The sequence below is a fragment of the Undibacterium sp. SXout20W genome (genome assembly GCF_049340285.1).
In the GTDB taxonomy this organism is placed as follows: domain Bacteria; phylum Pseudomonadota; class Gammaproteobacteria; order Burkholderiales; family Burkholderiaceae_D; genus Undibacterium.
Window position 1 is genome coordinate 16,987 of sequence record NZ_JBMPPH010000003.1, and the last position, 23,751, is coordinate 40,737.

Consider the following 23,751-nt stretch of genomic DNA (forward strand, 5'->3'; position numbering starts at 1 on the left):
TGAAGTGTCTGAAGTGTCTTACATAGGTGGAGTCGATCCGATGAGAGTAAATATTCAAAAAGGTTTTACGTTAATTGAATTGATGATCGTTGTAGCAATCATCGGTATTTTAGCGGCTGTTGCATTACCTGCGTATAAGGACTATACAGTCCGCGCAAAAGTGTCGGAAGTGATCTTGGCCGCATCGGCGCCAAAACATTCTGTTTCCGAGTACTTCGCCGTGAATAACGCATTCCCAGCGACCCTCAATATCGCATCACAGACAACGAAATACGTTGCTAGCGTAGCGTATACTGGGGGAGCCTCAAGCGGCACAATTACCGCAACTGCATCAACAGCAGAACCAGCAATGAGTGCAGGTACCATCGTATTGAGTGCGTCCTCTGCTGGCATCGGACAACTCAATTGGACATGCACTGGCACGCTGGCTAAAAATTATTTGCCAGCCAGCTGCAAATAATCAATTTCGATTCAATTATTCAGCCTTCATTGATAAGGTGTATTCTCTCTCGTCCTCTATGACCTTTTGTCGCCATGCACTAGAATCTGGCGACGAAAGGTCATAGAGGAGGAGAGATGTACCACAATTTTTTTCGCAGGATCATTTTTATGCGAGTTGCTCGATGTGATCCATCGGTTAGCATCGTGATATTTCTACTGCATATCTGATGTGCGTTCTGCAACCGAATTTATAGTTGCAAATAGAACCCAATATGGCAATACTTAAAGTGACCAATGGTCACGATTACACCTCAATCAATATTTTGCATGGGCTCACACCCGGACATACGGCGTGCTCGCTTACCACAAGTGCAAATTGTCCCTGTCCTCATCTAAAATTGCTTAAGTATTTGACTAAAAACGTCAAATACCTGCCTATTTGACGTTAGTTCAACTCTTATCTTTAATATGCAATTTATCCGCTTCATCTGGTCTTGATTAGTTTCCGAAAATTGGCGAACGTATCCACTGCCTGGAGGTATCATGAAAAAGAGTTTAAGCGTACTCTTGATTTTTTTGATCATGGAGACTGTCGGCTCTCTTATCTGTGCGCAAGAATTGCAAATATTGACTGAAGAAAATCCACCATTTAGTTTGACTGGGCCGGACAAACGACCAACAGGTTATGGTGTTGAAATCGTTTTGGAGATTCAAAAACGCGTTAAGAATCAAGACGTCATAAGAATATATCCTTGGGCCAGAGCATTTTTTACAATACTGAATAAGCCCGGGGTGGTTGTATTTGCAATGTCGAGAACGCAAGAAAGAGATCCTCTTTTTCAATGGGTTGGACCGATTATTGAGAATGATTGGATTTTTGTGGCCAAGAAGAGTTCACATTTAAAAATTAGCAGCCTAGACGAAGCCAAAAAGCTTCCATATATAGGTGTTGTCAGAGATTTCGCTTGGAGTAAATACTTGAAGAGTAAGGGATTTACCAACTTAGACGCTGCTACGGACTATGTTTCAAATATCAAAAAAGTCGCAGTAAATCGTATCCCGGTCTTTGTAAGCTCCAACTTGAGTTACCAATATGAGCTGACTGAGCTTGCAGAAAAGGTCGACGACTATGAGGTTTTGATGGAATTCTGCCAGGTTCAAATGTATATTGCTTTTTCAAAAGAAAGCGACAAAAGAACGGTAGACGCATGGCAAAAAGCATTTGACGATATGAAGAAAGACGGCACTGTTGAGAGGTTGTAAAAAAAATGGGTGCCCGCAGCAAAAATGCCTGAAGGTGCGAAACCTTTAAGTTTCTGAATCCGGCGTAGCGGAAAGGTTTGAAGTGCCAAGCCGATACAATGGATAAGTTCGCATAATTTATATTATGTTAAATAACAGAATAAGAATCCAAAGCTCAAAGACTCTCAATTTTATTGTTCAGGTGTTTTGAATCAAAAGATAGCAACCACTGATCGCAACAAACTCGAAAAAATTGGCGCAAACAAAACCTCTAAGATCACTTCAAAATTCAGTTGATTTTCGCGTTTAACACGAAAGGAATTAACAACTGACGCTCAGTTACTCCCAGTAACTAAAACGCCTGCAAACTGCAGGCGTTTTAGACATTCTAAGACTAAGACTAGAAAACATCAACGATCGGGCAACGTTGATCGAACTAAATCAATCGTTGATTTTACAGTCCAAGACGAACGCTCTGTGCCACTGAAGGTACGCCATTACTATCGAGGACGAATAACCAATAGAAGCCTGGTGGCGCGATATTGGCGTTTGCTGGCATATTCACAGAGAGCGAGCCATTCTTGTTACTGAACGTCAATTCAACAAACCGTTGATCGACATTCCATGAGTGCGTGCTGGCACTGTTACGAACCAGAGTTACGCGTTGAATCGGTTGCGCCGATGTCGTGGATACATTAAATGTACTACCCCACGCAACGGCATTTTTGACCGCTTGTAACGAAATAACCGGACGAGTTGCCAAGCTTCCATTGCCATTTTTTTGGAACAAATAGTAAGGTGAATAGGCTTGCGCATTCGTATTCACCATCGGCCCGGGCGCGCCGCCTCCCGCTGATATAACACGTCCATCTTGCAACAAAATGGCGTTATTGTGATACAAGCGCGGCATATCTTCTTTCGCTGCCAAACGCCATTTCCCGGTCTGCGGATTCCAGATTTCTGCGCTATATGCCACACCAGTCAAAGTATTCGACACTGCGCTACCGCCCGTCGCCAATACTTCACCGGTTGGTAATAACGTGAAATTACCCCAAGAACGAACTTGGCTTAGCGGTGAGGTCAACGATACTTTTATAGGTTTGGACGTAGCATCAATCAAGGCAACCGAACCGTCGTACATCGCTACTATAATTTTTCCTGGCTGGTACATTGCAGCTGGAAACGTCCAATTTGAAGCAACAGGTAAGCGCGCACCGGTATCAATGTACGCTCCGTTACCACCGTTGCCGCTAACTTGAACCTGATAAATTGCGTTCGTTCCTGATGTAGAAAAAGTTAAAAGTGAGCCATCTGGCAGTACAAACATTCTTGGATAATAACGACCGATTAAATTATCGCCGTTGATGCCGGTTAATGTTTTCCATTGACCAGTTGCAGGGGCAAATACCTCTGTGGTATTTACCGCATTTTTATTCTGATCTTCGCCAGCAGAACTTAGAACTCTGCCATCAGGCAATGTCACCTGAGTGTTATACCAACGTGCCGATGCCATTGCGGTTTGCTTTGTCAATTGATTGCTCAGCGGATCAAAAATATTCACATCCCTGACGCCGCTATTAACCACACCCGCATAGCGATTATCACCTCCAGAGAGTAATACTTTGCCACTGCCAGGCAATAGTGATTGCGCACCACAAAACAGATCTGTCGTTGTCGTATTAGGTAAAAACTGATGGCTAGAAACTAAGGAGTTACCATTGACTGGATTCCAAATGTCATAGTTCCAGCGGCCGCTTTGAGTTCCTGAACCATCTGTCCCATAGCTGAGTACGCGTCCATCGCTCAGGACAATGGTGTGCACAGGGATGATGTACCAATCTTGCAGGCTATCCCACCATCCATCTGTTGTGGCTGTGCTCGTCGGCGCGGGGCGAACAATTGGTGTTACTAGCGCATTATTCGTCGAAAAATCGATCTGATTAATAACAGTAGAACTTTGCAAGCCTGAGAAACCATAAAACGCATTGATATTGGGGTTATCAATGACAAAATTTGGTGATGCGGCTGTGTTCCCCCATGGCCCTAATTGGCGCCCGGTATTGGTAATGAATCCTAATTGATCCATTGCCCAATATGCCGTGCCAAAAATACGCGTAACGTATTCACCAGGATTAAGCGCAGAATATGTGCAGGTGCCCTGACCGCTTCCGTGCATAGGAATTGAATCCAGACTTGTAATAGTTCTCACACCAGTTACAAGAGTGATGCCACCCCAAAAACTTAAATTATCAGATGCAACAGAGCCAGTACAAACTTGGAATCCCAGCACTGTCGCACCACTAACCGCCTGGTCATTGAACGTCGCCGTATTTTGAGTTCCACCCTCGCCTCCGGCCATCGTATCGACTAAGTGAATGTTATCCAGATACCAACCTGATCCCCCAAACAAACCTCTGAAGGTATTTCCACGTCGCAGTGTTTCTTCAAATCCAGTACAGACGGAATTCTGTTGGTTGCAAGTGCTTGTGTTGAAGTTGGCCGTATTACCATAGGGTCCATAGGTATTTCCGTGGTCAGTAATAAAACCTATCGTCTTAACATAATGACCGGGTTGGTTTGCGACACCTACGGTACCAAACATGCGCACAATTTGTTCGCCATTGACCAAATTAAATGACTTCAAAGTCGTGCAACCATTTGCACCGCCACGCTGCGTGAATGTGCGTGAGTTGGATACCATTTGTACCGACTCTACAAAACTGGTATTTACACAGATATTGACTTGAGAAACGGTTTCACCGGGATTTAATTTATCCACAAATGTGCCACCTCCGCCGCCTTGATCCGCATTGATAATACCAATTACCCCTAGCAAAGGTGTCGCCACGAGGCTTGTATCTGTTACGGCACGTCCGTAGAACCCTTGCAATGCCTCGGTCGAGTTCACCTGAATTAAGTAAGGCGCGGAGCCTGGGCTAGGTACAGCCGTCGCTGAAAATTGCTTTCCGCCAAATGGACCATAACGATTACCATTAGTCGTAATAACACCTACGCTATCGACGATGCTACCGGCATTACCGAAAATTCCACTGATGTTGTCACCAGCCTGAATGGAAACGACGTGGCAGTTACCAGCCCCGGGGGCGCCATGAACAGGCAGCGTGCGTAAATTGGTCGCGAACTGCAAACTGTCCACGTACCAACCGGCGCAAATGGTCACACTACGAATCGTTTCTCCGGCTTTAAGTACGTCCGCGAAGGTATTGGTAGAAATAATTGATGAAACTGTTGCTCCTGAAACCGCCGCTTTTGCCGTTACTGTCGCTTTTTTTGCAGAAGCAACATTCGCAAGCGAAATGCTTTCAGGTGTCGTGGAGATTGTTGATTGGTCAACGGCAATCGGAGCAAGAACCGAGCTATTTTTATCTGATCCGCCGCACGCAGTTAAGAATAACAGACAGCAAATAGCAATAAAATGTGCTGCATGATTCTCAATGCCACCATACCGCGATTGATTTTTTCTCATCTTAATCAGCCTAAAAATGCGTCTGAAAAGTAGGCGCAGTAGGTGCGCTGTATTTTCTGACAGCAAATGAATATAAATTTTCAGGTCGGATTCTACATGTCAATGGTTAAAAATTAAGCACCTGACACAAGCTTTAACATTTCATAGCATGCATTCTGGCGAATGTAGCAGCTTAATTACAAACGAATTATTCATGCTTGAATGGCTATTTCTTTGTCGTCATTGAAGCGAATTTACTTCAATTTTGTTTATCGAATAGTTGTCGATATGTGTTGATCAGACGAAAAAAACGAGACCACTTCCAAAGCAGTCTCGTTTTTCAAACCGGTTGTCATTCTCTACTAAGTTGAAATGACATCTAGGGCATTATCAAATAATTATTTACCAACAGCAGCCAATTTTTGCCAGGTATCAACCACTGAATCTGGATTCAATGAGATTGACTCGATGCCCTCCTTCATTAGCCATTCGGCAAAATCTGGATGATCTGAAGGACCTTGGCCGCAAATACCTACATATTTGTCCAACTTGATACAAGCTGCAATGACCTTTGACAACAACGCACGTACAGCAGGATCACGTTCATCGAAATCAGCTGCGAGTAACTCCATGCCGGAATCACGATCCAAGCCGAGCGTCAATTGTGTTAAGTCGTTTGAACCAATAGAGAAGCCATCAAAGAATTGTAAGAAGTCTTCAGCCAAAATGGCATTAGAAGGCACTTCACACATCATAATCAGGCGTAAGCCGTTTTCACCACGCTTCAAACCATTTTTAGCGAGTAGATTGACAACTTTTTCAGCTTGACCGAGTGTGCGAACGAAAGGCACCATAATTTCTACGTTGGTCAAACCCATATCGTTACGAACACGTTTCATTGCCTGGCATTCCATTTCGAATGATTCAGCAAAGTCCGCTGCAAGGTAACGAGCAGCGCCACGGAAGCCCAGCATTGGGTTTTCTTCATCCGGCTCGTAACGCGAACCACCGATGAGTTTTTTGTATTCATTCGATTTAAAGTCCGACAAACGAACAATCACTTTTTTCGGCCAGAATGCTGCTGCAATCGTGGCGATGCCTTCTGCTAATTTATCCACATAGAAAGCGCGTGGCGAAGCATGTCCGCGAGCAACGGATTCAACCGCTTTCTTCAGATCCGGATCAATATTTGGGTATTCCAAAATCGCTTTTGGATGAACGCCAATATTGTTGTTGATAATAAATTCCAGACGCGCTAAGCCTACACCTTGATTCGGAACTGATTGGAAATCAAACGCTAATTGTGGGTTACCAACATTCAGCATGATTTTTAATGGCAATTTAGGCAATTCACCGCGCAACTCTTCAGTGACTTCGGTTTCTAACAAGCCGTCGTAAATCTTACCTTCGTCACCTTCCGCACAAGACACCGTCACCAATGTGCCGTCTTTCAGTACGTCAGTTGCGTCGCCGCAGCCCACAACGGCTGGCACGCCCAATTCACGTGCAATGATCGCTGCATGGCATGTACGACCGCCGCGGTTAGTAACGATCGCTGCGGCGCGTTTCATGACGGGTTCCCAATTAGGATCAGTCATATCCGCAACTAACACATCACCAGGTTGCACACGCTCCATTTCTGAAGGATCGTGAATTACGCGCACACGCCCCGCACCGATTTTTTGACCAATAGCGCGGCCAGACGCTAACACCGTGCCGCTACCTTTGAGTTTGAAACGTTGCTGCGCATCAGTAGATTTTTGCTGTGATTTAACTGTCTCAGGACGCGCTTGTAGGATGTAAAGCTTGCCGTCACGGCCATCTTTGCCCCACTCGATATCCATTGGACGGCCATAATGTTTTTCAATAATGACCGCATATTTGGCTAATTCGACAACTTCGGTATCGGTTAAAGAATAGCGATTACGTAGTTCAACTGGAACATCCACCGTCTTCACCGAGCGGCCTGCCTTGGCTTCGCCCGTAAATTCCATTTTGATCAGCTTAGAGCCAATATTGCGACGAATCACCGGTAATTTGCCGAGTTCCAACATTGGTTTGTGAACATAAAATTCGTCAGGATTAACAGCGCCCTGCACCACTGTCTCGCCCAGACCATAGCTTGAAGTGATAAACACTACATCTTTAAAGCCTGATTCTGTGTCAATGGTGAACATTACACCAGCAGCACCCAAGTCAGAACGAACCATACGTTGGACACCTGCGGACAAAGCAACTTCAGCGTGTGTAAAGCCCTTGTGCACGCGATAGGAAATAGCGCGGTCGTTGTACAAGGAAGCAAACACGTGCTTCATTGCCTCTAAGACATTGTCAATGCCGACGACATTTAAGAAAGTTTCTTGCTGTCCAGCAAATGAAGCATCCGGCAAATCTTCTGCTGTTGCTGAGGAGCGCACCGCAAACGACATTTCTGCCGTCGAATCAGCCACCAGCTTGTTGTAGAATTCTTCGATTTCCTTCTGCAAACGTGGCTGGAAAGGTGTGTCGATAATCCATTGACGGATTTCAGCACCCGCTTTCGCCAATTCTTTGACATCGTCAATATTCAAATTTGCCAGACGATCGGCAATGCGTTGCGCTAACGGCAGACCGCCATTTTCGCTATACGATAAAAAATCACGAAATGCTTGCGCAGTGGTGGCAAAACCACCCGGTACACGAACTCCCGCTGTGGCGAGCTGACTGATCATTTCGCCTAATGATGCATTTTTCCCGCCGACGGATTCAACATCCGTCATTCGTAGATGCTCAAATGAAGCAACGTAAGTTGCGTCAATATTTGCTGCGTTGGACATAACAACCTCTTTTTGATGGTAAGAAATCTGTACAAGTCACTGCTAACTGCTTCGTCAAACGCTATTTTTTTGTTATTCTTGAGGTGGATGACGTGTAATACGCTATTGCAGCATTTTACATTGTGTCATGCAAAATTTATCTATGCGTGAAAAGAATTTCACTTCTTTTTTATTTGATCGATATACGAAAATTTTTCAACTGAACGGCTCTCACCTATTAACAATTAATTACTTCTATGAGCGATAGGCCATTTTTATGAAATTCGTTACTAATTCGTATATTGCTCAATGATTTGCACCCCTATTTCTTCTCAATAAACAAATAAAACACTATGCCAGACTCACTTTCATCAGCGCTACCCAAAGCCAATCGCACTGTTTTTTTTGTTTCAGACGGGACCGGAATTACAGCCGAAACTTTCGGACACTCAGTTTTAACGCAATTTGATTTAAAGTTTAGGCAAATTCGCCTGCCTTTCATTGACAATTTAGACAAAGCGCATGACGCCGTTCGTCGCATTAATGATGCTTTTACGCAAGACGGCGCCCGCCCTATTGTGTTTTCGACGCTCGTAAAAACAGATCTCGCCACCGTTGTATTCAAATCCAAAGGATTGCATATGGATTTGATTCAAACTTTTGTTTCTCCACTGGAACAAGAATTGGGTGTCAAATCAACGCATACGATAGGTCGTAGCCATAATATTGCCGACTCTGAAGAATATAAAAATAGGATTGAAGCGATCAATTTCTCTCTGGCACATGATGATGGCCAATCGAATAAAAATCTATCAACGGCAGATGTCATCTTGGTCGGCGTGTCTCGTTCGGGGAAAACGCCGACTAGCCTCTATCTTGCGATGCAATATGGAATCAAAGCGGCGAATTATCCGTTGATTCCGGACGATTTTGAGCGTGGCAAGTTACCTTCTGTGTTACCCGAGTTTAAAAACAAGATGTTTGGACTGAGCATAGCACCTGAACGGCTTTCTGAAATCCGCAATGAACGCCGCCCGGGAAGTAAATATGCATCAATTGAAAATTGCCGTTATGAAGTAAATGAAGCCGAGGCAATGATGAAGCGCGAGGGAATACGTTGGTTATCGTCAACAGCCAAGTCGATCGAAGAAATTTCGACGACAATTTTGCAAGAAATAAAGGCAGATATTAAGGTTTATTGATATTTATTTAGAATTTTTTGAGGTAGCTTCATATCTACGAAATATCTTAATTTATTTCTTTACAAGACCAATAAAAAATAGAGCAACGGGCTAACTGTTGCTCTATTTTTTTGTGAGAAATTAAATTATTGTATTTTTTACTTTAACTGTTGCCGCACCTGCTCAAAAAAACAAATGGCCGCACTTGCAGCGACGTTTAAAGACTCAATAGATGCTTGCTGAGGAATGGTTAACGTATGGGTGGCCATTGCCATTAAATCTTTAGAAACACCCTGCCCTTCGTGGCCGAACAACCATATAACGGCACGATTCAGATCTGCTTGATATATCGTTTTGCTCGTGTGCGAACTCGTTGCAAGAACCGGTATTTTGGCGGCCTGAAGCAAAGGAGCAAGTTCCACGTTTTCATAAATATTGAGTAAAAAATGCGCCCCCATCCCAGCACGCATAACCTTGGGTGACCACGCAAGTACCGTTCCCGGGCTGCAAAAAACATTTTTTACTCCTGCTGCAGCGGCACTTCGCAAAATTGAACCAAGATTTCCAGGATCTTGCAGATTATCTAAGACAACCGATGTCGCATCGATATCCTGAGAGAATTCGAGTGTCGGCGTAGAAATCAAAAACATAATGCCGACGCCATTTTCAACCTGACGAATACCTTTATACAGAGGCTCAGGCAAGCAGATACAACGGACACCTTGCTTTTCGCATTGCACTAGTAAGGCTTGAACCTCATGATCATCAGCAGCAAATTCTGAAACGATACAAAGTTCTGGCGCCCCTCTATGTTGAAAATAGGCTTCACATAAATGCACGCCATCCAGCAAAGTTTGACCTGCTTTACGGCGGGCTTGTGAATTAGTCGCGATTAACTTAAGTTCTTTGTATTGGGAATTATCGCGTGAAGTAATTGATTTCATTTCAACAAGGCCTTTACAGGCGCGTATGACTTACGATGAAACGGTGCGATACCATGTTCACGTAGTCGTTCGAGATGCAGCGCGGTTGGATAACCTTTATGTTGATCCAGTGCGTATTGTGGGTATTGTTCATGCAATTCATATAAGACTTTATCACGCGCCGTTTTCGCCAAAATTGAGGCGGCTGAAATAGCAGCGACCTTATCATCACCTTTGACAATGGCTTCCGAGCGTATTGCCATAACTGGACATCGGTTTCCATCAATCAGCGCCAAAGTTGGTGTCACAGTAAGTGCTTCAACAGCACGTCGCATTGCCAGCATCGTCGCTTGTAAAATATTCAAATCGTCAATTTCTTGCTCAGAACACTCTGCAACAGCCCATGCCAACGCGTATTGCTTGATTTCAATTGCCAGCGCGTCGCGCTTAGCCTCAGTTAATTTTTTCGAATCGCGTAAACCAGGGATTGGACGTTGTGGATCAAGAATCACTGCGGCAGCCATGACTGGCCCCGCTAATGGCCCGCGTCCTGCTTCATCGACGCCACAAATAATTTCGCCTTCATAATCAAACAAATTCAAACTCTCTTGCATATCAGCTTTGAAAAAATGCCTTCAAGGCATTTGTATCTAAAAAATAATGACAAATTCGCTGCTCCTGGCGATCGGGCTTTTTGCCAACGAGAACTGGCACTAATTCATCATATAGATTCAGTAATTCGGCGTCCGCATCAACATCGACAACCTTCACAGTAAATTGAAAGTCCGGGGTAAACGATTGCAATTGTTCCAGCATGTCGTCACAAAGGTGGCAGTAACTTCTGGAATAGAGGGTAAGAACAATCATAAGCACCGCCGCAAACGTAAAGGACTTCATTATAAGTCCTGGAAGAGCGTCGGACAAAATCAAAAGTACAATAAAAAACTGCGCCACGCGAACTAACTCGGTGGCGCAACTTCCTGAAGCTACATTCCTATTTGGTGCTGTGCAGGCTATTGTGGCTGCGGTTTCACCAAAATAAACTGCGAAAGCTGACCACGCCTGACCAGTAATGCAACCGCCTTTTTTCCATCTAGTTTTGCCACCATAGCGTTAAATTGCTTCACATCTTTAACATCAACGTTATTGAGGGTAAGAATTACGTCGCCTGGAATTAAGCCGACAGCAGCGGCTGAGCCCTCAACGGACTCAATAACCACACCCCCGGCAGGCAAGTCTTTTTTCTGTGCATCTGTCAGATCAGTAGCAAAAATCCCCAACACATTAGCCTGCTCTTTTTTGCTTTTCTTGTCAGCCTTTTGAGTGGTTTTATCTGCTTCCATTTCGGCGACCGTAATTGGCAACTCACGCAGAGCACCTTTACGCCAGATTGTCACTACGGCTTTCGATCCAGGTTTAAATGATCCGACGATGCGAGGCAGATCACTAGACTTGCTTACGCTCTGACCATTAAATTTCAAAATGACGTCGCCATCAAGGATTCCGGCTTTTTCTGCAGGAGAGCCTGGTTCAATGCGCACGACTGCGGCACCTTCTGCTTTGGATAACCCAATAGACTCTGCAACTTCTTTTGAGACTTCACCAATTTGCACACCTATGCGGCCACGTGTAACCTTGCCGGCCGATTTCAATTGATCTGCAACTCGCATTGCCTCATCGATAGGTACGGCAAACGAGATGCCCATATATCCACCAGAACGGCTATAGATTTGTGAATTTATACCGATCACTTCACCACGCATATTTATCAGCGGCCCACCAGAATTACCCGGATTAACAGCAACGTCAGTCTGAATTAGTGGTAAATAATCCCCGGTATCACGGGCTTTGGCAGAAATAATCCCCGCCGTAACAGTATTTTCTAATTCAAATGGAGAACCAATGGCAATCACCCATTCACCTGCGCGGATTTTATCTGAATCGCCGATCGTTGCCTTTGGTAACTTGGCGCCTTCAATTTTAATTAATGCGACATCAGTACGCTTATCGATGCCGATCACCTTTGCCTTAAACTCACGCTTATCCGTCAATTTAACGTATATCTCCGTAGCACCATCCACTACGTGAGCGTTCGTTAATACGAAACCATCTTGGGAAATAATAAAACCCGATCCAACGCCGCGCGGAATCTCTTCTTCTTGCTGCTGCGGTGCTGATCTACGCCCCTTAGGCCCGGGAGCTTGTTTTGGCATCGGCATACCAAAAAATCGCTGGAAAAATTCCTGCATTTGTTGATCTTCAGCACTCATTTCACCTTGTGACTGCTGTAGCTTTTCTGTGGTACGGATATTTACGACGGCGGGCCCCACTTTTTCAACCAAATCAGTAAAATCGGGCAAACCTGTCACAATCGGTGCAGCCTGCGGAACCGGCGTCGCACTGACCGCACTTGAAGTAGTAATGGCGACAAAAACGCCAACAATCAAACTGCTTAATATTTTTTTACTTGGAAAATATTCTATTGTTTTCATGGTCTTACTCACTTTTATTACCTGAATATAATTACTTGGATTTAAACTCAATTGAGTTCATAACTTGTCGAATCGCATTTACCGGCACCTCACCAACGACCGTCAACCAATATTCCCCTTGGCGTTTTGTCATGATGGTCATAGCACCTTGCTGCAAACTTCCTTCTGTCCGATGTTCCATATCTGGTTCAATGAACACAGAAATAGCTGCCATCCCATCAGAGAATATCATCTGAGTTACCTGATGCGAAGAAGCAGGTTTTTTATTGGGACTTGCAGATGGTGGCGCTGCAATAACGCGTTTCATCTCCTTAGTCTTCATAAATCCTGCAGGCAGCGATTTCACAATCCAACCTGAAACGATATTGGATTGAATCGTCTGATTTTCAACACGCCACTGCGATAAATTTTGAAAACTTGGTTTCAACTTACTTTTATCAACATCACCTAATTTAAGTTGAGTAAAAGCAATTTGCTCAATAACGTCATCGTGACTGTTAATAGTTTGTGCTCTCAGCAATAATCCTGATTGTTTTTCTGTACACAGACGATATCCGTATCTGCTCCCATCTTTTGGGGCCAATATGTAAGTTTGACATTCAAGCCCTGCTACCCGACTCAACTCACCCTTTTTAAAAGTGTAAAACTCAGGCAGTTGCGGTGCGTTTTGCGCGAGCAAAGCCGGAAAAACTTCTTGCGTAACATTCTTCTCTACCTGAATTGTTTTACTATCAGGTAGATAGCAAGAAACCTCATCATTTCTTCGAATGTATTCACGCGAATTTCCGTCTAAAATTTCTAGCTTTTCCAACTCACCGCTGCTATCAACATGGTGCGTGATCTTAGAGGTTCTAATCTGATTCGCTTGTTGGTACACGAAAATACCGGAGTAATTTAACTTTTGTGGCGATGACTGAATCATGCGAATCAGGCCTTGTACTTCCAACTTCTCATCCACATTATTGGGCGTAGCTGCCGACGTAGCATTGGCTAAAAAACCAAGGCCGATGAACAGCATTGAGAATTGAAAACGATTACGCCGCATAATTTCTATTTCTCCGAAGCGGTCGAACCAGAGTTTGCCGGAGTTACATACTGAGCTGCATTGCTGATCGCAGGCGAGAATCGTTGATGTGCGATTAAATAGCTATCAATTCGAGGATCACGCACCATATCAACAGAAGCATCGTCATCGGCTGTTCGAGAAGCGACATTAGCGTTTGACATGGACTTATCATCTGCAACCGCGACCATGCTAGACTCTGAACTTGATGAAGCGGAAACCAATTGCACTTTCGAATTTGAACTCGCACCTTGGCTTATTTGTGTCGAAAAATTATTTTGTCCAAAATGAGAAAGCTGTGGTGCAAAAACAAAGGCAAAAACTGCAGCCGCAGTAGCACTTGCAACCGCTAAATAGGAGCGTAAATATTGGCGAGCACCACGTGACATAGAAGGTTCAGACGTAGACTTAATATGGGCTGAAGGCATTAAAATAACGGGCTCAGCATCAAATTCTTTCGCAAATCGCTGTAAAAAATCAGGACTCATTGGCGTTGCCAGGTCATCGGAACGCAATACATCTCCGATCAAATGATACGTGTCCCACGCATCGGCATCCTGATCGGATCGAAGTTGTTTGAATACCAAATTCAGTTCGGCATCACTCATTTCGCCGTCTAGCATTGCTGATATGTTTTCGTTTTTTGACATGTCGCTCATCATTTTATTTGCCATTTGCACTGCAATTTCTGTTCAATATTCTTTGAGTTAATAATTTAATAGTTTAATAGTTTAATAGTTGTTACCAGCGATGGTCTGCGGAAGTCCCTAAAATCGGCCTTAACCGTTCAGCGATGGCTTCCCTCGCCCTAAAAATTCTACTGCGAACAGTTCCAATCGGACACAGCATAACTTCAGCAATCTCGTCATAGCTCAAGCCTTCAATCTCTCGTAGCGTAATAGCGTTGCGCAGCTCTTCCGGCAGGGAAGACACAGCCGCGTTGACAGTTGCCGCAATTTGTTTGCTAGCCAATAGGGATTCGGGGGTATTTATATCCCTGAGGCCATCAGCATCAGAAAATCCCTCAGCTTCTTCAACGTCGTTATCCGTCGATGTTGGCGCTCTACGACCTTGCGTCACGAGATAATTTTTTGCCGTATTAATACCGATTCGATAAAGCCACGTATAAAAAGCAGCCTCACCACGAAAATTGGGTAATGCACGATACGCTTTGATGAATGCTTCCTGAACGACGTCTTCAGCTTCAGCATGATCATAGACGAGCCTCGACACGAGCCTCATTAGCTTCCTTTGATATTTGGAAACCAAGAGCTCGAATGCCTTTTTATCACCACGCTGCACGCGTTCGACCAAAATTTGATCTATCTCGCGCTCTGTCGTCACTCAATCATCCTGTTTTTTGACAAAAAACTATTGTATAAAAATTTATGCCGCATTCAAAGTACCCATCAATATCAATATAGAGTTGGGAATTTAATTTAAGTTCCTGCTTTGAGGAATTTTATTATCAGCTTCACTTTGTCGATGCTGTCGTAGCCATATCGCCGCGACCCGCAATCGTTGAAAACTGATTCGATCAGTACTATCACCCATTAGCACCATCGCAAAAGAGGTTTGATCATCGCGAATAAAATGTAACACCATAAGACCCGGCCAAACGATTGATCGGTGATCAAGCGCCAATATTTCACTATATACCTTATCGACTTGTGGGCAAACCTGGCGTAACACAATGTCACCGTTGACGGTAATTTCTAAAGACTTAGGTAAAAAATCTCGCCACTGCATTATTGAGTAAGATAGCGTGCTAATAAGAAAAGTCAGGCAAAGACCCCAAGTGAGCCATCTACTAAGCGAATTAACACTCACTGTACTCAGGAAAAGTCCCACCGAATACGATGCCATGATGGCCATGAGACAAGTGGCGACGAAGAGAACGTGTGAGCGTTTTAATGCAACAGAAAATGCGATCATCAAAGAATTAAAAAAAAGGCACTTCGATTCTAAAGAAACGAAGTGCCTTTTTTTGCCTAAAGTATTCTGAACTACTTATACCTTAGCAAAAATGAGCGTGCCATTCGTTCCGCCGAAACCAAACGAATTCTTCATTGCAAAATCAATCTTCATATCCCGCGCTGTGTTTGCACAATAGTCCAAATCACATTCTGGATCTTGATTGAAAATGTTGATTGTTGGTGGTGAAACTTGATTATACACAGCCAAGACTGTAAACAGTGATTCCAAACCACCTGCACCACCGAGCAAATGCCCAGTCATAGATTTAGTGGAATTCACAGTCAACTTGTATGCGTAATCACCAAAAGCAGCTTTGATGGCATCAGTTTCATTTTTATCCCCAAGTGGCGTCGAGGTACCGTGCGCATTCAGATAATTAATCTGATCCGCATTAATACCGGCATTTTTCAACGCATTCACCATGGAACGACGTGGCCCATCCATGCTTGGCGATGTAATATGATAGGCATCACCACTCATACCAAAACCAATCACTTCAGCGTAAATTTTTGCGCCACGTGCTTTAGCATGTTCATATTCTTCAAGAACCATAACACCAGCGCCTTCGCCCAAGACAAAACCATCGCGATCTTTGTCCCATGGTCGAGAAGCAGTCGCAGGATCGTCGTTGCGTGAAGATAAAGCGCGCGCAGAAGCAAAACCACCTAAACCCAACGGAGAAATTGTCGATTCCGCTCCGCCAGCAATCATCACATCAGCGTCACCATACTCAATCATCCGAGCAGCTGAACCAAGGCAATGAAGCCCGGTCGTACAAGCCGTTACGATGGCCAAATTTGGACCTTTCAGTCCAAATTTAATCGACAAATGACCAGAAATCATATTGATGATCGAGGCTGGCACAAAGAAAGGACTAATCCGGCGCGGACCACGCTCGATCAGTGTTTCTTTCGTCGCCTCAATCAGCGGCAACCCACCAATTCCAGAACCCACGATGACGCCGATGCGTTCGGAATTTTCTTCGGTAACGGTTAAACCGCTATCCTGAAACGCCTGCACCCCGGCAGCGATACCGTAGTGGATGAAGGTATCCATGTTACGTGCTTCTTTTGCCGGGATATATTCCTCGACATTAAAGCCCTTCACTTCTCCAGCAAAATGCGTGGAAAAAGGAGTTGCATCAAATTTGGTGATCGTAGCAATACCAGATTGCCCGGTCTTAATTGCTTCCCATGCAGTGGCAACTGTGTTGCCAACTGGCGAAACGCAACCCAATCCGGTTACGACAACACGACGTTTAAGCGAACTACTCAAGCGTTTCTCCTGGATTTGAAAACGAGGTAACTGAATTATGCCTTAACGTGTGCAGTAGCGTAGTCGATCGCTTGTTGCACAGTTGTAATTTTTTCAGCTTGATCATCAGGGATTTCCATTTCGAATTCGTCTTCGAGAGCCATGACCAATTCAACTGTATCTAAAGAATCTGCACCTAAGTCATCAACGAAAGAGGATTCAATTTTGATGTCTGCTTCAGCAACACCCAGTTGTTCAGCAACAATTTTCTTAACGCGTTGTTCGATATCGGACATTTGTATCTCCAGTGAAAAATCAAAAAATAAGGGCCTACAGAAAGTGCGCGCATTTTAGCAGGTTTGTGGCTAAAAATAGCAAGCACTAAATTTTCAGCAATAACTCCGGCTAATTTCGGTGAAATTGCAGTTAATTAACAACAAAAAAATTAAGCTAAATACATCCCGCCATTTACATGGAGGGTTGTACCCGTAATATATCCAGCATCAGGTGAGGCTAAAAATACCGTCGCAGCAGCAATATCTTCGGGGCGTCCCAGCTTAGCCATTGGAATTTGCCCCAAAATAGCAGCCTTTTGCTCATCGGTTAATGCTTTGGTCATATCGGTATCTATAAAGCCTGGAGCAATACAGTTGACCGTAATATTACGGCTACCAATCTCACGCGCCAAGGCACGACTCATCCCTGCCACACCAGCCTTTGCAGCAGCGTAGTTCATTTGCCCTGGATTACCTGAGGATCCTACAACTGACGTAATATTAATGATACGCCCGTTCTTTGCTTTCATCATTCCCCGCAGCACCGCGCGGGATAAGCGAGCAACCGAATTCAAATTGGTCGAAATAACATTATCCCAGTCATCTTCCTTCATTCGCATCGCCAACTGATCCTGGGTAATCCCAGCATTATTGACAAGAATGGACAAAGAGCCAAATTCTTTTTGAATCTCATCCACCAAGCTGCTGCAACGCTCAACGTCGTTAACATTAAAGGCGACACCTTTACCGGCATCCGCCCCCAATTCCGCAAGGTAGGCGGAGATAGCTTCAGCACCGGATTCCGTCGTTGCTGTTCCGATAACTTTAGCACCGGCGTTTGCCAAAGCCACTGCAATGGCCTTACCGATCCCGCGCGACGCACCCGTGACAAGGGCAACTTGATTTGCTAATGGTTTTGTCATTTTAAAATTTCCAGTACTTTTTCTAAACTCGCTGCATCAAAAACAGCATCCCCAATCAAATCGCCATGAATTCGTTTGGTTAGGCCTGTTAATACTTTGCCTGGCCCACACTCAATGACGTGAGTAATGCCAGTAGCTTGCATTTCGCGAATGGTTTCAACCCAGCGCACAGGGCTCGCTGCTTGCCTGACTAACGCATCTTTAATGGAGGCAGGATCCAAGGCGATCGTCACGTCTACGTTATTAATCAACGGAATTGCCGGAGCGGAAAACGCGACACCAGCCAAATATTCACGTAATTTATCTGAAGCTGGCTTAAGAAGGGATGAGTGGAATGGCGCTGACACGGGCAATACTAAAGCGCGTTTTGCACCCTTCGCTTTCGCCAACTCACAAGCACGCTCTACAGCCGCCTTGGTACCCGCAATGACAACCTGTGCCGGTGCATTGAAATTCACCGCCTCAACCACACCAACACTGCCAGCCTCTTGACAAATCGTAGCGACGTCTTCATCCGACAAACCAAGAATGGCAGCCATACCGCCCTGCCCGACTGGCACTGCTTCCTGCATAGCTTGCGCACGAAAACGAACAAGTGGAACGGCATCTTTAAAGGCAATAACTCCAGCAGCAACTAAAGCGGAGTATTCTCCAAGACTATGACCGGCAACAACCTTAGGGGTAGATCCACCAGCCGCAATCCAGGCACGATACGTTGCAACTGCAGCGGTCAGCATGACTGGTTGGGTATTCGTAGTTAAGTCGAGGTCTTCCTTTGGCCCCTCGGAAATTAATTTGCCAAGATCGAATTGCAGCGCATCGGAAGCTTCGGCGACAGTTTGCTGCACAACAGGGTTATCAGCAAAACCATTAAGCATCCCGATCGCTTGCGAGCCTTGACCGGGGAAAACAAATGCAAATTGGGTCATGTTTTTATGTCTCTTTTGGGTTATTTTGATTACTACATTTGAACAATGGCGGCACCCCAGGTAAATCCGCCACCAACACCTTCTAACAAAATTTTATGTCCAGCTTGCACACGACCATCACGAACCGCCTGATCCAAAGCTAGTGGGATCGACGCCGCCGATGTATTACCCTGCTGATCAACCGTGACGACAAGCTTCTCCATCGGCAGGCGCATTTTTTTTGCCGTGCTTTGCATAATGCGAATATTGGCTTGATGTGGAATCAGCCAATCGATGTCTTCTGCTTGTAAACCAGCGATTTCCAGCGCTTCATTGGCCACTTTTTCAAGCACTGTCACTGCCAATTTAAAGACTGCCTGACCGTCCATGTGCAAATAGCCACTTCCTGTAATGGCATTATTTTGAACCTGCCCGGGGACGCATAAAATATCTGCATAGCTGCCATCTGCGTGTAACTTAGTGGCCAGCACGCCTGGCGTCTCTGAGCGAGACATAACAACTGCACCGGCACCATCGCCAAACAGAACGCAAGTTGTGCGATCTTCGAAGTTCAGAATACGCGAAAAAACTTCCGCCCCGATAACCAATACATTTTTGTGCGCACCTGACTTAATCATGCTGTCAGCAATCGACATTGCATACATGAACCCGCTGCAAACTGCCTGCACATCCATGGCAGCAGCGCCATTTTTCATCAAGAGCTTATTCTGAACAATACAGGCTGTACTTGGGAAGCCACCGATAAAGTCTGGTGTAGAGGTGGCCAATATGATCATATCGATATCATTGGCCTGCAAATTTGCTGCATCTAATGCATTCTTTGCGGCAGCGACCGCCAAATCACTGGAATTAACACCGTCGTCTGCATAATGGCGAAACGAAATTCCGCTACGAGAAACAATCCACTCGTCTGAGGTTTCAATGCCTTTTGCTGCCAGTTGATCGGTGAGGTCTTGGTTACTTACTTTGTTGGGGGGCAAATAGCTGCCTGTGCCGATAATTTTGCTAAAAAAAGTCATGCGATTTTCTGTGCTGTTTGTTCGTTATTATTTGGCGCAACCGCCTCTGCCACCGGCATTAAGATCGCCATCGATGTTGAAATGCGCTTTAAGACGTCATTTTTTGCTGCATCAAATGCGCGTTGAATAGCCCATTCATAGCTATATTTATCCGCGCCACCATGACTCTTAAAAACAATGCCACGTAAACCCAATAAGCTACCGCCGTTATAGTTTGATGGGTTCATCGTACGAGAAATTGACTTCAATGCACCACGCGCAATAATGGCACCCAGCATATTGAACGGATTACTTTTAAATGCTTCAGTGAGCGTCGTTTTTACGAAACGCCCCATTCCCTCAGCAGCTTTCAAGGTCACATTACCGACAAAGCCATCGCAAACAACAATATCTGTTGTGCCTTTGAAAATATCATTTCCTTCGACATTGCCGTAAAAATTTAACAAGCCACGCTCATGGTCCGCACGCAATAATTGGGCTGTTTTTTTGACTACGTCATTGCCTTTTATGTCTTCTTCGCCAACATTCAATAAGCCGATACTTGGCTTCTCTCTGCCTTCCAGTGCAGAAACCAATACCGATCCCATAATCGCAAACTGATGCAAATGAACAGGTTCACAATCAACATTCGCACCTAGGTCGAGCATGTAGGTTGGCTTATTTTTTTGATTCGGCAGCATACCGAAAATAGCAGGACGATCTACGCCGTGCATCGTTTTCAATACGTAGCGAGAAACTGCCATTAGGGCACCGGTATTACCAGCTGAAACACAAGCCTGTGCATGACCATCTTTTACCTGCGTCACTGCAACACGCATCGAAGAATCCTTCTTGCGGCGCAAAGCAACCTCAATCGGATCATCCATTTCGACGACTTCAGAAGCATGAATTACTTTAATTCGCGGGTGTTGGCTAGCATGGTTTTTTTTGAGCTCAGCCTGAATATTACTTTCAAGCCCGACCAATAGAAATTCGACATCTGGCTCACGATTCGCGAAGGCAACCGCCGCCGCCACGGTAACTGCAGGTCCGTGGTCGCCGCCCATGCAGTCTATGGAAATTTTTATTGTCATGTGGTGTTACGAGACTTCTATACGAAACAGCTAGTGTACCAAATTAGAGGAGTATTTCAGTTATTTTCATTGCCAATAAGTAATGAAACAAGAAAAAAACTAGGTTTTGGCATGATAAACACGCAAAAATTACTGCGAAGACCTACCATCAAACCGAATAAACACTCTTCTAAGCGAAATTACGGACGTAAAAAAAGCGGCGCCAAGTCTATGACTCGCAGCGCCGCTTTTTTACTAAATAACGAATTACTCGTCGTTTTTAGTTTTCAATACTTTACGACCACGGTAAAAGCCGTTAGGGCTGATGTGGTGACGCAGATGTGTTTCACCCGTTGTTGGTTCGATACCTAACTGTGGTGCTGTCAGGAAATCGTGGGAACGGTGCATGCCACGCTTGGATGGGGATTTTTTATTTTGCTGAACTGCCATGATAACTCCTAATACTTCAAAAAATGTTTCTAAAAATTTACACACCTGGCTGAAGAGTGCGAACATCACCAACCAAGAATCCCTAACAATACTTCGACCTGAGTGTTTTTTCAGAATAATGCCACTAGGTACGCCCACTTATCTTCTTCAGCACAGCGAAAGGAGATACTTTTCCACTGCCTTCTGCGTCAACCCGTGCAGTAGAATCTGCTGAAGCCAATGTTACATCTGGGCATACTGCATGTTTGGGCGATTGGGGTATTGCGAGTAGCGCTTCATCCTCTATCAAAGCTAAGACATCGAATGTTTTGCTACCTACTACAACATCGACCTCGTCATCTTCAAGTAATGCGTCTATTTCATCGGCATTTTCTTCGTTTTTGGCGAGTATCAATACTGATTCTGAGTCAATTTCAAATGCAAAAGGCGTAAGGCAACGCTGACACATTAAATTCACACTACCAGCAACTGTTAAAGTCAGTTCTGCGTGACCTAATTTATCTTTGCCACCGGACAAAGTCCAATTCAACACACCTTCTGTGTTGGCGCTTTCCTCGGAAAGACGAGGAAAATCTGCAACCGGAATACTCCCGGAACGCTGCTCTTCAAGTCGACAAAACGTGAAGGCGTCAATCACAAAAGCTTGCATAGGATTATTTGAACCCAGAAAACCTGCGATAATAACAGCACTCGCCCTTGTTAGTCAAAGGCTTAGGCGCACTTTTTAGAGTAAAACAAGTCAAAAACACAATTTACTGCAAAATTAACACGATGATCAGGCAAGCAATGCACAAAAAGGACAATCCACAGCTGATTTTAGCATCCAGCTCAGCGTACCGAAGAGAACTACTAAGTCGATTACAGTTGCCGTTCATCACGCTGGTGCCAAACGTCGACGAAACGCCGCTAGCATCTGAAAAACCAACTGAAACAGCATTGCGGCTTGCGCGTTTGAAAGCGGAAGCTGTCGCCAGCCAGCTAGGCGATTCGTCCGAAGCCCTCATCATTGGCTCAGACCAAGTCGCCACCTTAGATAATTTACAAATAGGCAAACCAGGCAACCACGAAAACGCCTTAAAGCAATTACAACTAATGCGTGGTCGCGAAGTGATTTTCCATACAGCGTTATGTCTACTCGATACACGCAAATCAGCGCCAGATCCTTTGCAAGTGCAAGATATCAGCACCATTGTTCGCTTTCGCGAATTGAATGATGCTGAATTAGACGCTTACCTGAAAATTGAAAAACCGTATGATTGCGCGGGCAGTGCAAAGAATGAAGCTTTGGGTATTACTATTTTATCCTCAATTCAAAGTAATGACCCAACCGCACTGACTGGCTTACCTCTGATTGCGCTCACGAGTATGCTGCGCAATGCAGGCATCAATTTTTTCAGCTAATTTATAAAAACGAGGGAGTATGTGGATTTTCCAGTAAATTATCATGAGAAAATATAAGGTATAAAAATATACACCTCCCAGTATTAATTAAAAATCAAAAAAATATGAACACCGGCACGCTTTTCCTTATTCCCAATACCCTCGGCTATTCAGACGGGCAACAAGATGGTTTATTGGCAAAAATTATTCCTGATACCGTCCAATCGATGTCCGCGCAGCTCAGCTATTTTGTCGCGGAAAATGCGAAAACAACACGCGCATATTTAAAATTTTTGGGACAGCATCACCCTCTCAAACTCGCCATGCAAGAAATCCATATCAGCGAGTTAAATATCAATACGCCGAATCAGGCATTAGAAGGTTTGTTACAACCGCTATTGCAAGGACACGACGTCGGGTTAATTTCTGAAGCTGGGGTGCCCGCGGTAGCCGATCCGGGCGCAAACCTGGTACGTCTTGCGCATCAAAAGGGCGTCACAGTGCGCCCTCTTGTCGGCCCCTCCTCGTTATTATTGGGCTTAATGGGAAGCGGACTCAATGGTCAGAGTTTCGCATTTCATGGCTACCTTCCCACCGACAGTGCTTTGCGCGCCAAGCGGATCAAGGAACTTGAAGATCGCTCAAAAAAGGAAAAACAAACCCAATTGCTGATTGAAACACCCTATCGTAACGCTGCGATGCTTGAGGCACTTGCTCATCACCTGAATCCAAGTAGCCTGATTTGCGTTGCGACTGATTTAAGCCTGCCAAGCGAATCGATTCAGACCTTGACTGCAACCGAATGGAGAATGCGCGTCGGCAATGGCAAATCACCCGATTTTCATAAGAAACCCACCGTATTCTTATTTCTCGCAAATTAAGATCGAGA

At 44.8% G+C, this 23,751-nt stretch carries 22 protein-coding genes; 5 read left to right on the forward strand and 17 right to left on the reverse strand.

Annotation, left to right across the window (positions count from 1 at the left end; all coding sequences use genetic code 11):
* Positions 1-40 precede the first annotated feature (40 nt).
* Together ACO0K1_RS02665 and ACO0K1_RS02670 are read left to right on the forward strand one after the other, a co-directional pair.
* The gene (locus ACO0K1_RS02665; RefSeq protein ID WP_423022416.1) at positions 41-460 is read left to right on the forward strand and encodes a pilin; all 420 of its coding nucleotides are present in this window, start codon (positions 41-43) and stop codon (positions 458-460) included.
* Positions 461-984: 524 nt separating this feature from the next.
* A complete protein-coding gene (locus ACO0K1_RS02670; protein ID WP_423022418.1) occupies positions 985-1,704 on the forward strand; it encodes a substrate-binding periplasmic protein in 720 nt (239 codons plus the stop codon).
* Between the two features lie 433 nt (positions 1,705-2,137).
* Here ACO0K1_RS02670 and ACO0K1_RS02675 read toward each other — a convergent pair whose 3' ends face one another.
* Both ACO0K1_RS02675 and ppsA read right to left on the reverse strand, forming a co-directional pair.
* Entirely contained in the window at positions 2,138-5,170 is a 3,033-nt protein-coding gene (locus ACO0K1_RS02675; RefSeq protein WP_423022420.1) for a jacalin-like lectin, read from the reverse strand.
* Positions 5,171-5,547: 377 nt separating this feature from the next.
* Entirely contained in the window at positions 5,548-7,965 is a 2,418-nt protein-coding gene (gene ppsA / locus ACO0K1_RS02680; protein ID WP_423022422.1) for a phosphoenolpyruvate synthase, read from the reverse strand.
* A gap of 332 nt (positions 7,966-8,297) precedes the next feature.
* On the opposite strand from ppsA, the gene ppsR reads away from it, so the two are divergent.
* Positions 8,298-9,146, forward strand: a complete 849-nt coding sequence (ppsR, locus tag ACO0K1_RS02685; RefSeq protein ID WP_423022424.1) for a posphoenolpyruvate synthetase regulatory kinase/phosphorylase PpsR — start codon at positions 8,298-8,300, stop codon at positions 9,144-9,146.
* A 137-nt stretch (positions 9,147-9,283) separates the two neighbouring features.
* Here the strand turns inward: ppsR and ACO0K1_RS02690 are convergent, their stop codons facing one another.
* From ACO0K1_RS02690 to ACO0K1_RS02760, 15 genes are all read right to left on the reverse strand, one after another.
* Entirely contained in the window at positions 9,284-10,069 is a 786-nt protein-coding gene (locus tag ACO0K1_RS02690) for a TrmH family RNA methyltransferase (RefSeq protein WP_423022426.1), read from the reverse strand.
* Positions 10,066-10,662 (reverse strand): ribonuclease HII, encoded by a 597-nt coding sequence (gene rnhB, locus ACO0K1_RS02695; protein WP_423022428.1) that lies wholly within the window; start codon positions 10,660-10,662, stop codon positions 10,066-10,068. The genes ACO0K1_RS02690 and rnhB overlap by 4 nt, the downstream gene beginning before the upstream one ends.
* A 1-nt stretch (position 10,663) precedes the next feature.
* Entirely contained in the window at positions 10,664-11,002 is a 339-nt protein-coding gene (locus ACO0K1_RS02700; protein ID WP_423022430.1) for a glutaredoxin family protein, read from the reverse strand.
* 59 nt (positions 11,003-11,061) lie between these two features.
* Positions 11,062-12,540: a DegQ family serine endoprotease gene (locus tag ACO0K1_RS02705; protein ID WP_423022432.1), complete on the reverse strand. Its 1,479-nt coding sequence runs from the start codon at positions 12,538-12,540 to the stop codon at positions 11,062-11,064.
* 31 nt (positions 12,541-12,571) lie between these two features.
* Complete coding sequence (locus ACO0K1_RS02710) at positions 12,572-13,558, reverse strand: MucB/RseB C-terminal domain-containing protein (RefSeq protein ID WP_423022434.1); 987 nt, start codon at positions 13,556-13,558, stop codon at positions 12,572-12,574.
* Positions 13,559-13,590: 32 nt separating this feature from the next.
* Positions 13,591-14,253 (reverse strand): sigma-E factor negative regulatory protein, encoded by a 663-nt coding sequence (locus tag ACO0K1_RS02715; protein ID WP_423022436.1) that lies wholly within the window; start codon positions 14,251-14,253, stop codon positions 13,591-13,593.
* Between the two features lie 91 nt (positions 14,254-14,344).
* Complete coding sequence (gene rpoE / locus ACO0K1_RS02720; RefSeq protein ID WP_423022438.1) at positions 14,345-14,947, reverse strand: RNA polymerase sigma factor RpoE; 603 nt, start codon at positions 14,945-14,947, stop codon at positions 14,345-14,347.
* A gap of 666 nt (positions 14,948-15,613) precedes the next feature.
* Positions 15,614-16,855, reverse strand: a complete 1,242-nt coding sequence (gene fabF, locus ACO0K1_RS02725; protein ID WP_423022440.1) for a beta-ketoacyl-ACP synthase II — start codon at positions 16,853-16,855, stop codon at positions 15,614-15,616.
* 35 nt (positions 16,856-16,890) lie between these two features.
* Complete coding sequence (gene acpP / locus ACO0K1_RS02730) at positions 16,891-17,130, reverse strand: acyl carrier protein (protein ID WP_186912138.1); 240 nt, start codon at positions 17,128-17,130, stop codon at positions 16,891-16,893.
* Between the two features lie 149 nt (positions 17,131-17,279).
* Positions 17,280-18,032 (reverse strand): 3-oxoacyl-ACP reductase FabG, encoded by a 753-nt coding sequence (fabG, locus tag ACO0K1_RS02735; protein WP_423022442.1) that lies wholly within the window; start codon positions 18,030-18,032, stop codon positions 17,280-17,282.
* Positions 18,029-18,961, reverse strand: a complete 933-nt coding sequence (fabD, locus tag ACO0K1_RS02740) for an ACP S-malonyltransferase (protein ID WP_423022445.1) — start codon at positions 18,959-18,961, stop codon at positions 18,029-18,031. The genes fabG and fabD overlap by 4 nt, the downstream gene beginning before the upstream one ends.
* 32 nt (positions 18,962-18,993) lie before the next feature.
* The gene (locus tag ACO0K1_RS02745) at positions 18,994-19,980 is read right to left on the reverse strand and encodes a beta-ketoacyl-ACP synthase III (protein WP_423022447.1); all 987 of its coding nucleotides are present in this window, start codon (positions 19,978-19,980) and stop codon (positions 18,994-18,996) included.
* Positions 19,977-21,053 carry a phosphate acyltransferase PlsX gene (gene plsX / locus ACO0K1_RS02750; RefSeq protein ID WP_423022449.1) on the reverse strand — a complete coding sequence of 359 codons (1,077 nt, stop codon included), beginning with the start codon at positions 21,051-21,053 and terminating at the stop codon, positions 19,977-19,979. Before plsX ends, ACO0K1_RS02745 begins: the two co-directional genes overlap by 4 nt.
* A 246-nt stretch (positions 21,054-21,299) precedes the next feature.
* The gene (rpmF, locus tag ACO0K1_RS02755; protein ID WP_162018712.1) at positions 21,300-21,482 is read right to left on the reverse strand and encodes a 50S ribosomal protein L32; all 183 of its coding nucleotides are present in this window, start codon (positions 21,480-21,482) and stop codon (positions 21,300-21,302) included.
* Positions 21,483-21,606: 124 nt separating this feature from the next.
* Positions 21,607-22,131, reverse strand: coding sequence for a YceD family protein (locus ACO0K1_RS02760; protein ID WP_423022451.1), 525 nt, complete (start codon positions 22,129-22,131; stop codon positions 21,607-21,609).
* Between the two features lie 137 nt (positions 22,132-22,268).
* On the opposite strand from ACO0K1_RS02760, the gene ACO0K1_RS02765 reads away from it, so the two are divergent.
* The gene (locus tag ACO0K1_RS02765) at positions 22,269-22,883 is read left to right on the forward strand and encodes a Maf-like protein (RefSeq protein WP_423022453.1); all 615 of its coding nucleotides are present in this window, start codon (positions 22,269-22,271) and stop codon (positions 22,881-22,883) included.
* A gap of 104 nt (positions 22,884-22,987) precedes the next feature.
* The gene (locus ACO0K1_RS02770) at positions 22,988-23,743 is read left to right on the forward strand and encodes an SAM-dependent methyltransferase (RefSeq protein WP_423022455.1); all 756 of its coding nucleotides are present in this window, start codon (positions 22,988-22,990) and stop codon (positions 23,741-23,743) included.
* Positions 23,744-23,751: the final 8 nt, after the last annotated feature.

Excerpts from the sequence above, each read along its gene's own strand:
- ACO0K1_RS02670 (WP_423022418.1), top strand. The coding sequence starts at position 985 with ATGAAAAAGAGTTTAAGCGTACTCTTGATTTTTTTGATCATGGAGACT.
- ACO0K1_RS02710 (WP_423022434.1), bottom strand. The coding sequence starts at position 13,558 with ATGCTGTTCATCGGCCTTGGTTTTTTAGCCAATGCTACGTCGGCAGCT.
- ACO0K1_RS02690 (WP_423022426.1), bottom strand. The coding sequence starts at position 10,069 with ATGAAATCAATTACTTCACGCGATAATTCCCAATACAAAGAACTTAAG.
- fabD (WP_423022445.1), bottom strand. The coding sequence starts at position 18,961 with ATGACCCAATTTGCATTTGTTTTCCCCGGTCAAGGCTCGCAAGCGATC.
- ACO0K1_RS02760 (WP_423022451.1), bottom strand. The coding sequence starts at position 22,131 with ATGCAAGCTTTTGTGATTGACGCCTTCACGTTTTGTCGACTTGAAGAG.
- plsX (WP_423022449.1), bottom strand. The coding sequence starts at position 21,053 with ATGACAATAAAAATTTCCATAGACTGCATGGGCGGCGACCACGGACCT.
- ppsR (WP_423022424.1), top strand. The coding sequence starts at position 8,298 with ATGCCAGACTCACTTTCATCAGCGCTACCCAAAGCCAATCGCACTGTT.
- fabG (WP_423022442.1), bottom strand. The coding sequence starts at position 18,032 with ATGACAAAACCATTAGCAAATCAAGTTGCCCTTGTCACGGGTGCGTCG.
- ACO0K1_RS02675 (WP_423022420.1), bottom strand. The coding sequence starts at position 5,170 with ATGAGAAAAAATCAATCGCGGTATGGTGGCATTGAGAATCATGCAGCA.
- ACO0K1_RS02705 (WP_423022432.1), bottom strand. The coding sequence starts at position 12,540 with ATGAAAACAATAGAATATTTTCCAAGTAAAAAAATATTAAGCAGTTTG.
- ppsA (WP_423022422.1), bottom strand. The coding sequence starts at position 7,965 with ATGTCCAACGCAGCAAATATTGACGCAACTTACGTTGCTTCATTTGAG.
- rnhB (WP_423022428.1), bottom strand. The coding sequence starts at position 10,662 with ATGCAAGAGAGTTTGAATTTGTTTGATTATGAAGGCGAAATTATTTGT.
- rpmF (WP_162018712.1), bottom strand. The coding sequence starts at position 21,482 with ATGGCAGTTCAGCAAAATAAAAAATCCCCATCCAAGCGTGGCATGCAC.
- ACO0K1_RS02770 (WP_423022455.1), top strand. The coding sequence starts at position 22,988 with ATGAACACCGGCACGCTTTTCCTTATTCCCAATACCCTCGGCTATTCA.
- ACO0K1_RS02715 (WP_423022436.1), bottom strand. The coding sequence starts at position 14,253 with ATGTCAAAAAACGAAAACATATCAGCAATGCTAGACGGCGAAATGAGT.
- ACO0K1_RS02665 (WP_423022416.1), top strand. The coding sequence starts at position 41 with ATGAGAGTAAATATTCAAAAAGGTTTTACGTTAATTGAATTGATGATC.
- ACO0K1_RS02765 (WP_423022453.1), top strand. The coding sequence starts at position 22,269 with ATGCACAAAAAGGACAATCCACAGCTGATTTTAGCATCCAGCTCAGCG.
- acpP (WP_186912138.1), bottom strand. The coding sequence starts at position 17,130 with ATGTCCGATATCGAACAACGCGTTAAGAAAATTGTTGCTGAACAACTG.
- ACO0K1_RS02745 (WP_423022447.1), bottom strand. The coding sequence starts at position 19,980 with ATGACTTTTTTTAGCAAAATTATCGGCACAGGCAGCTATTTGCCCCCC.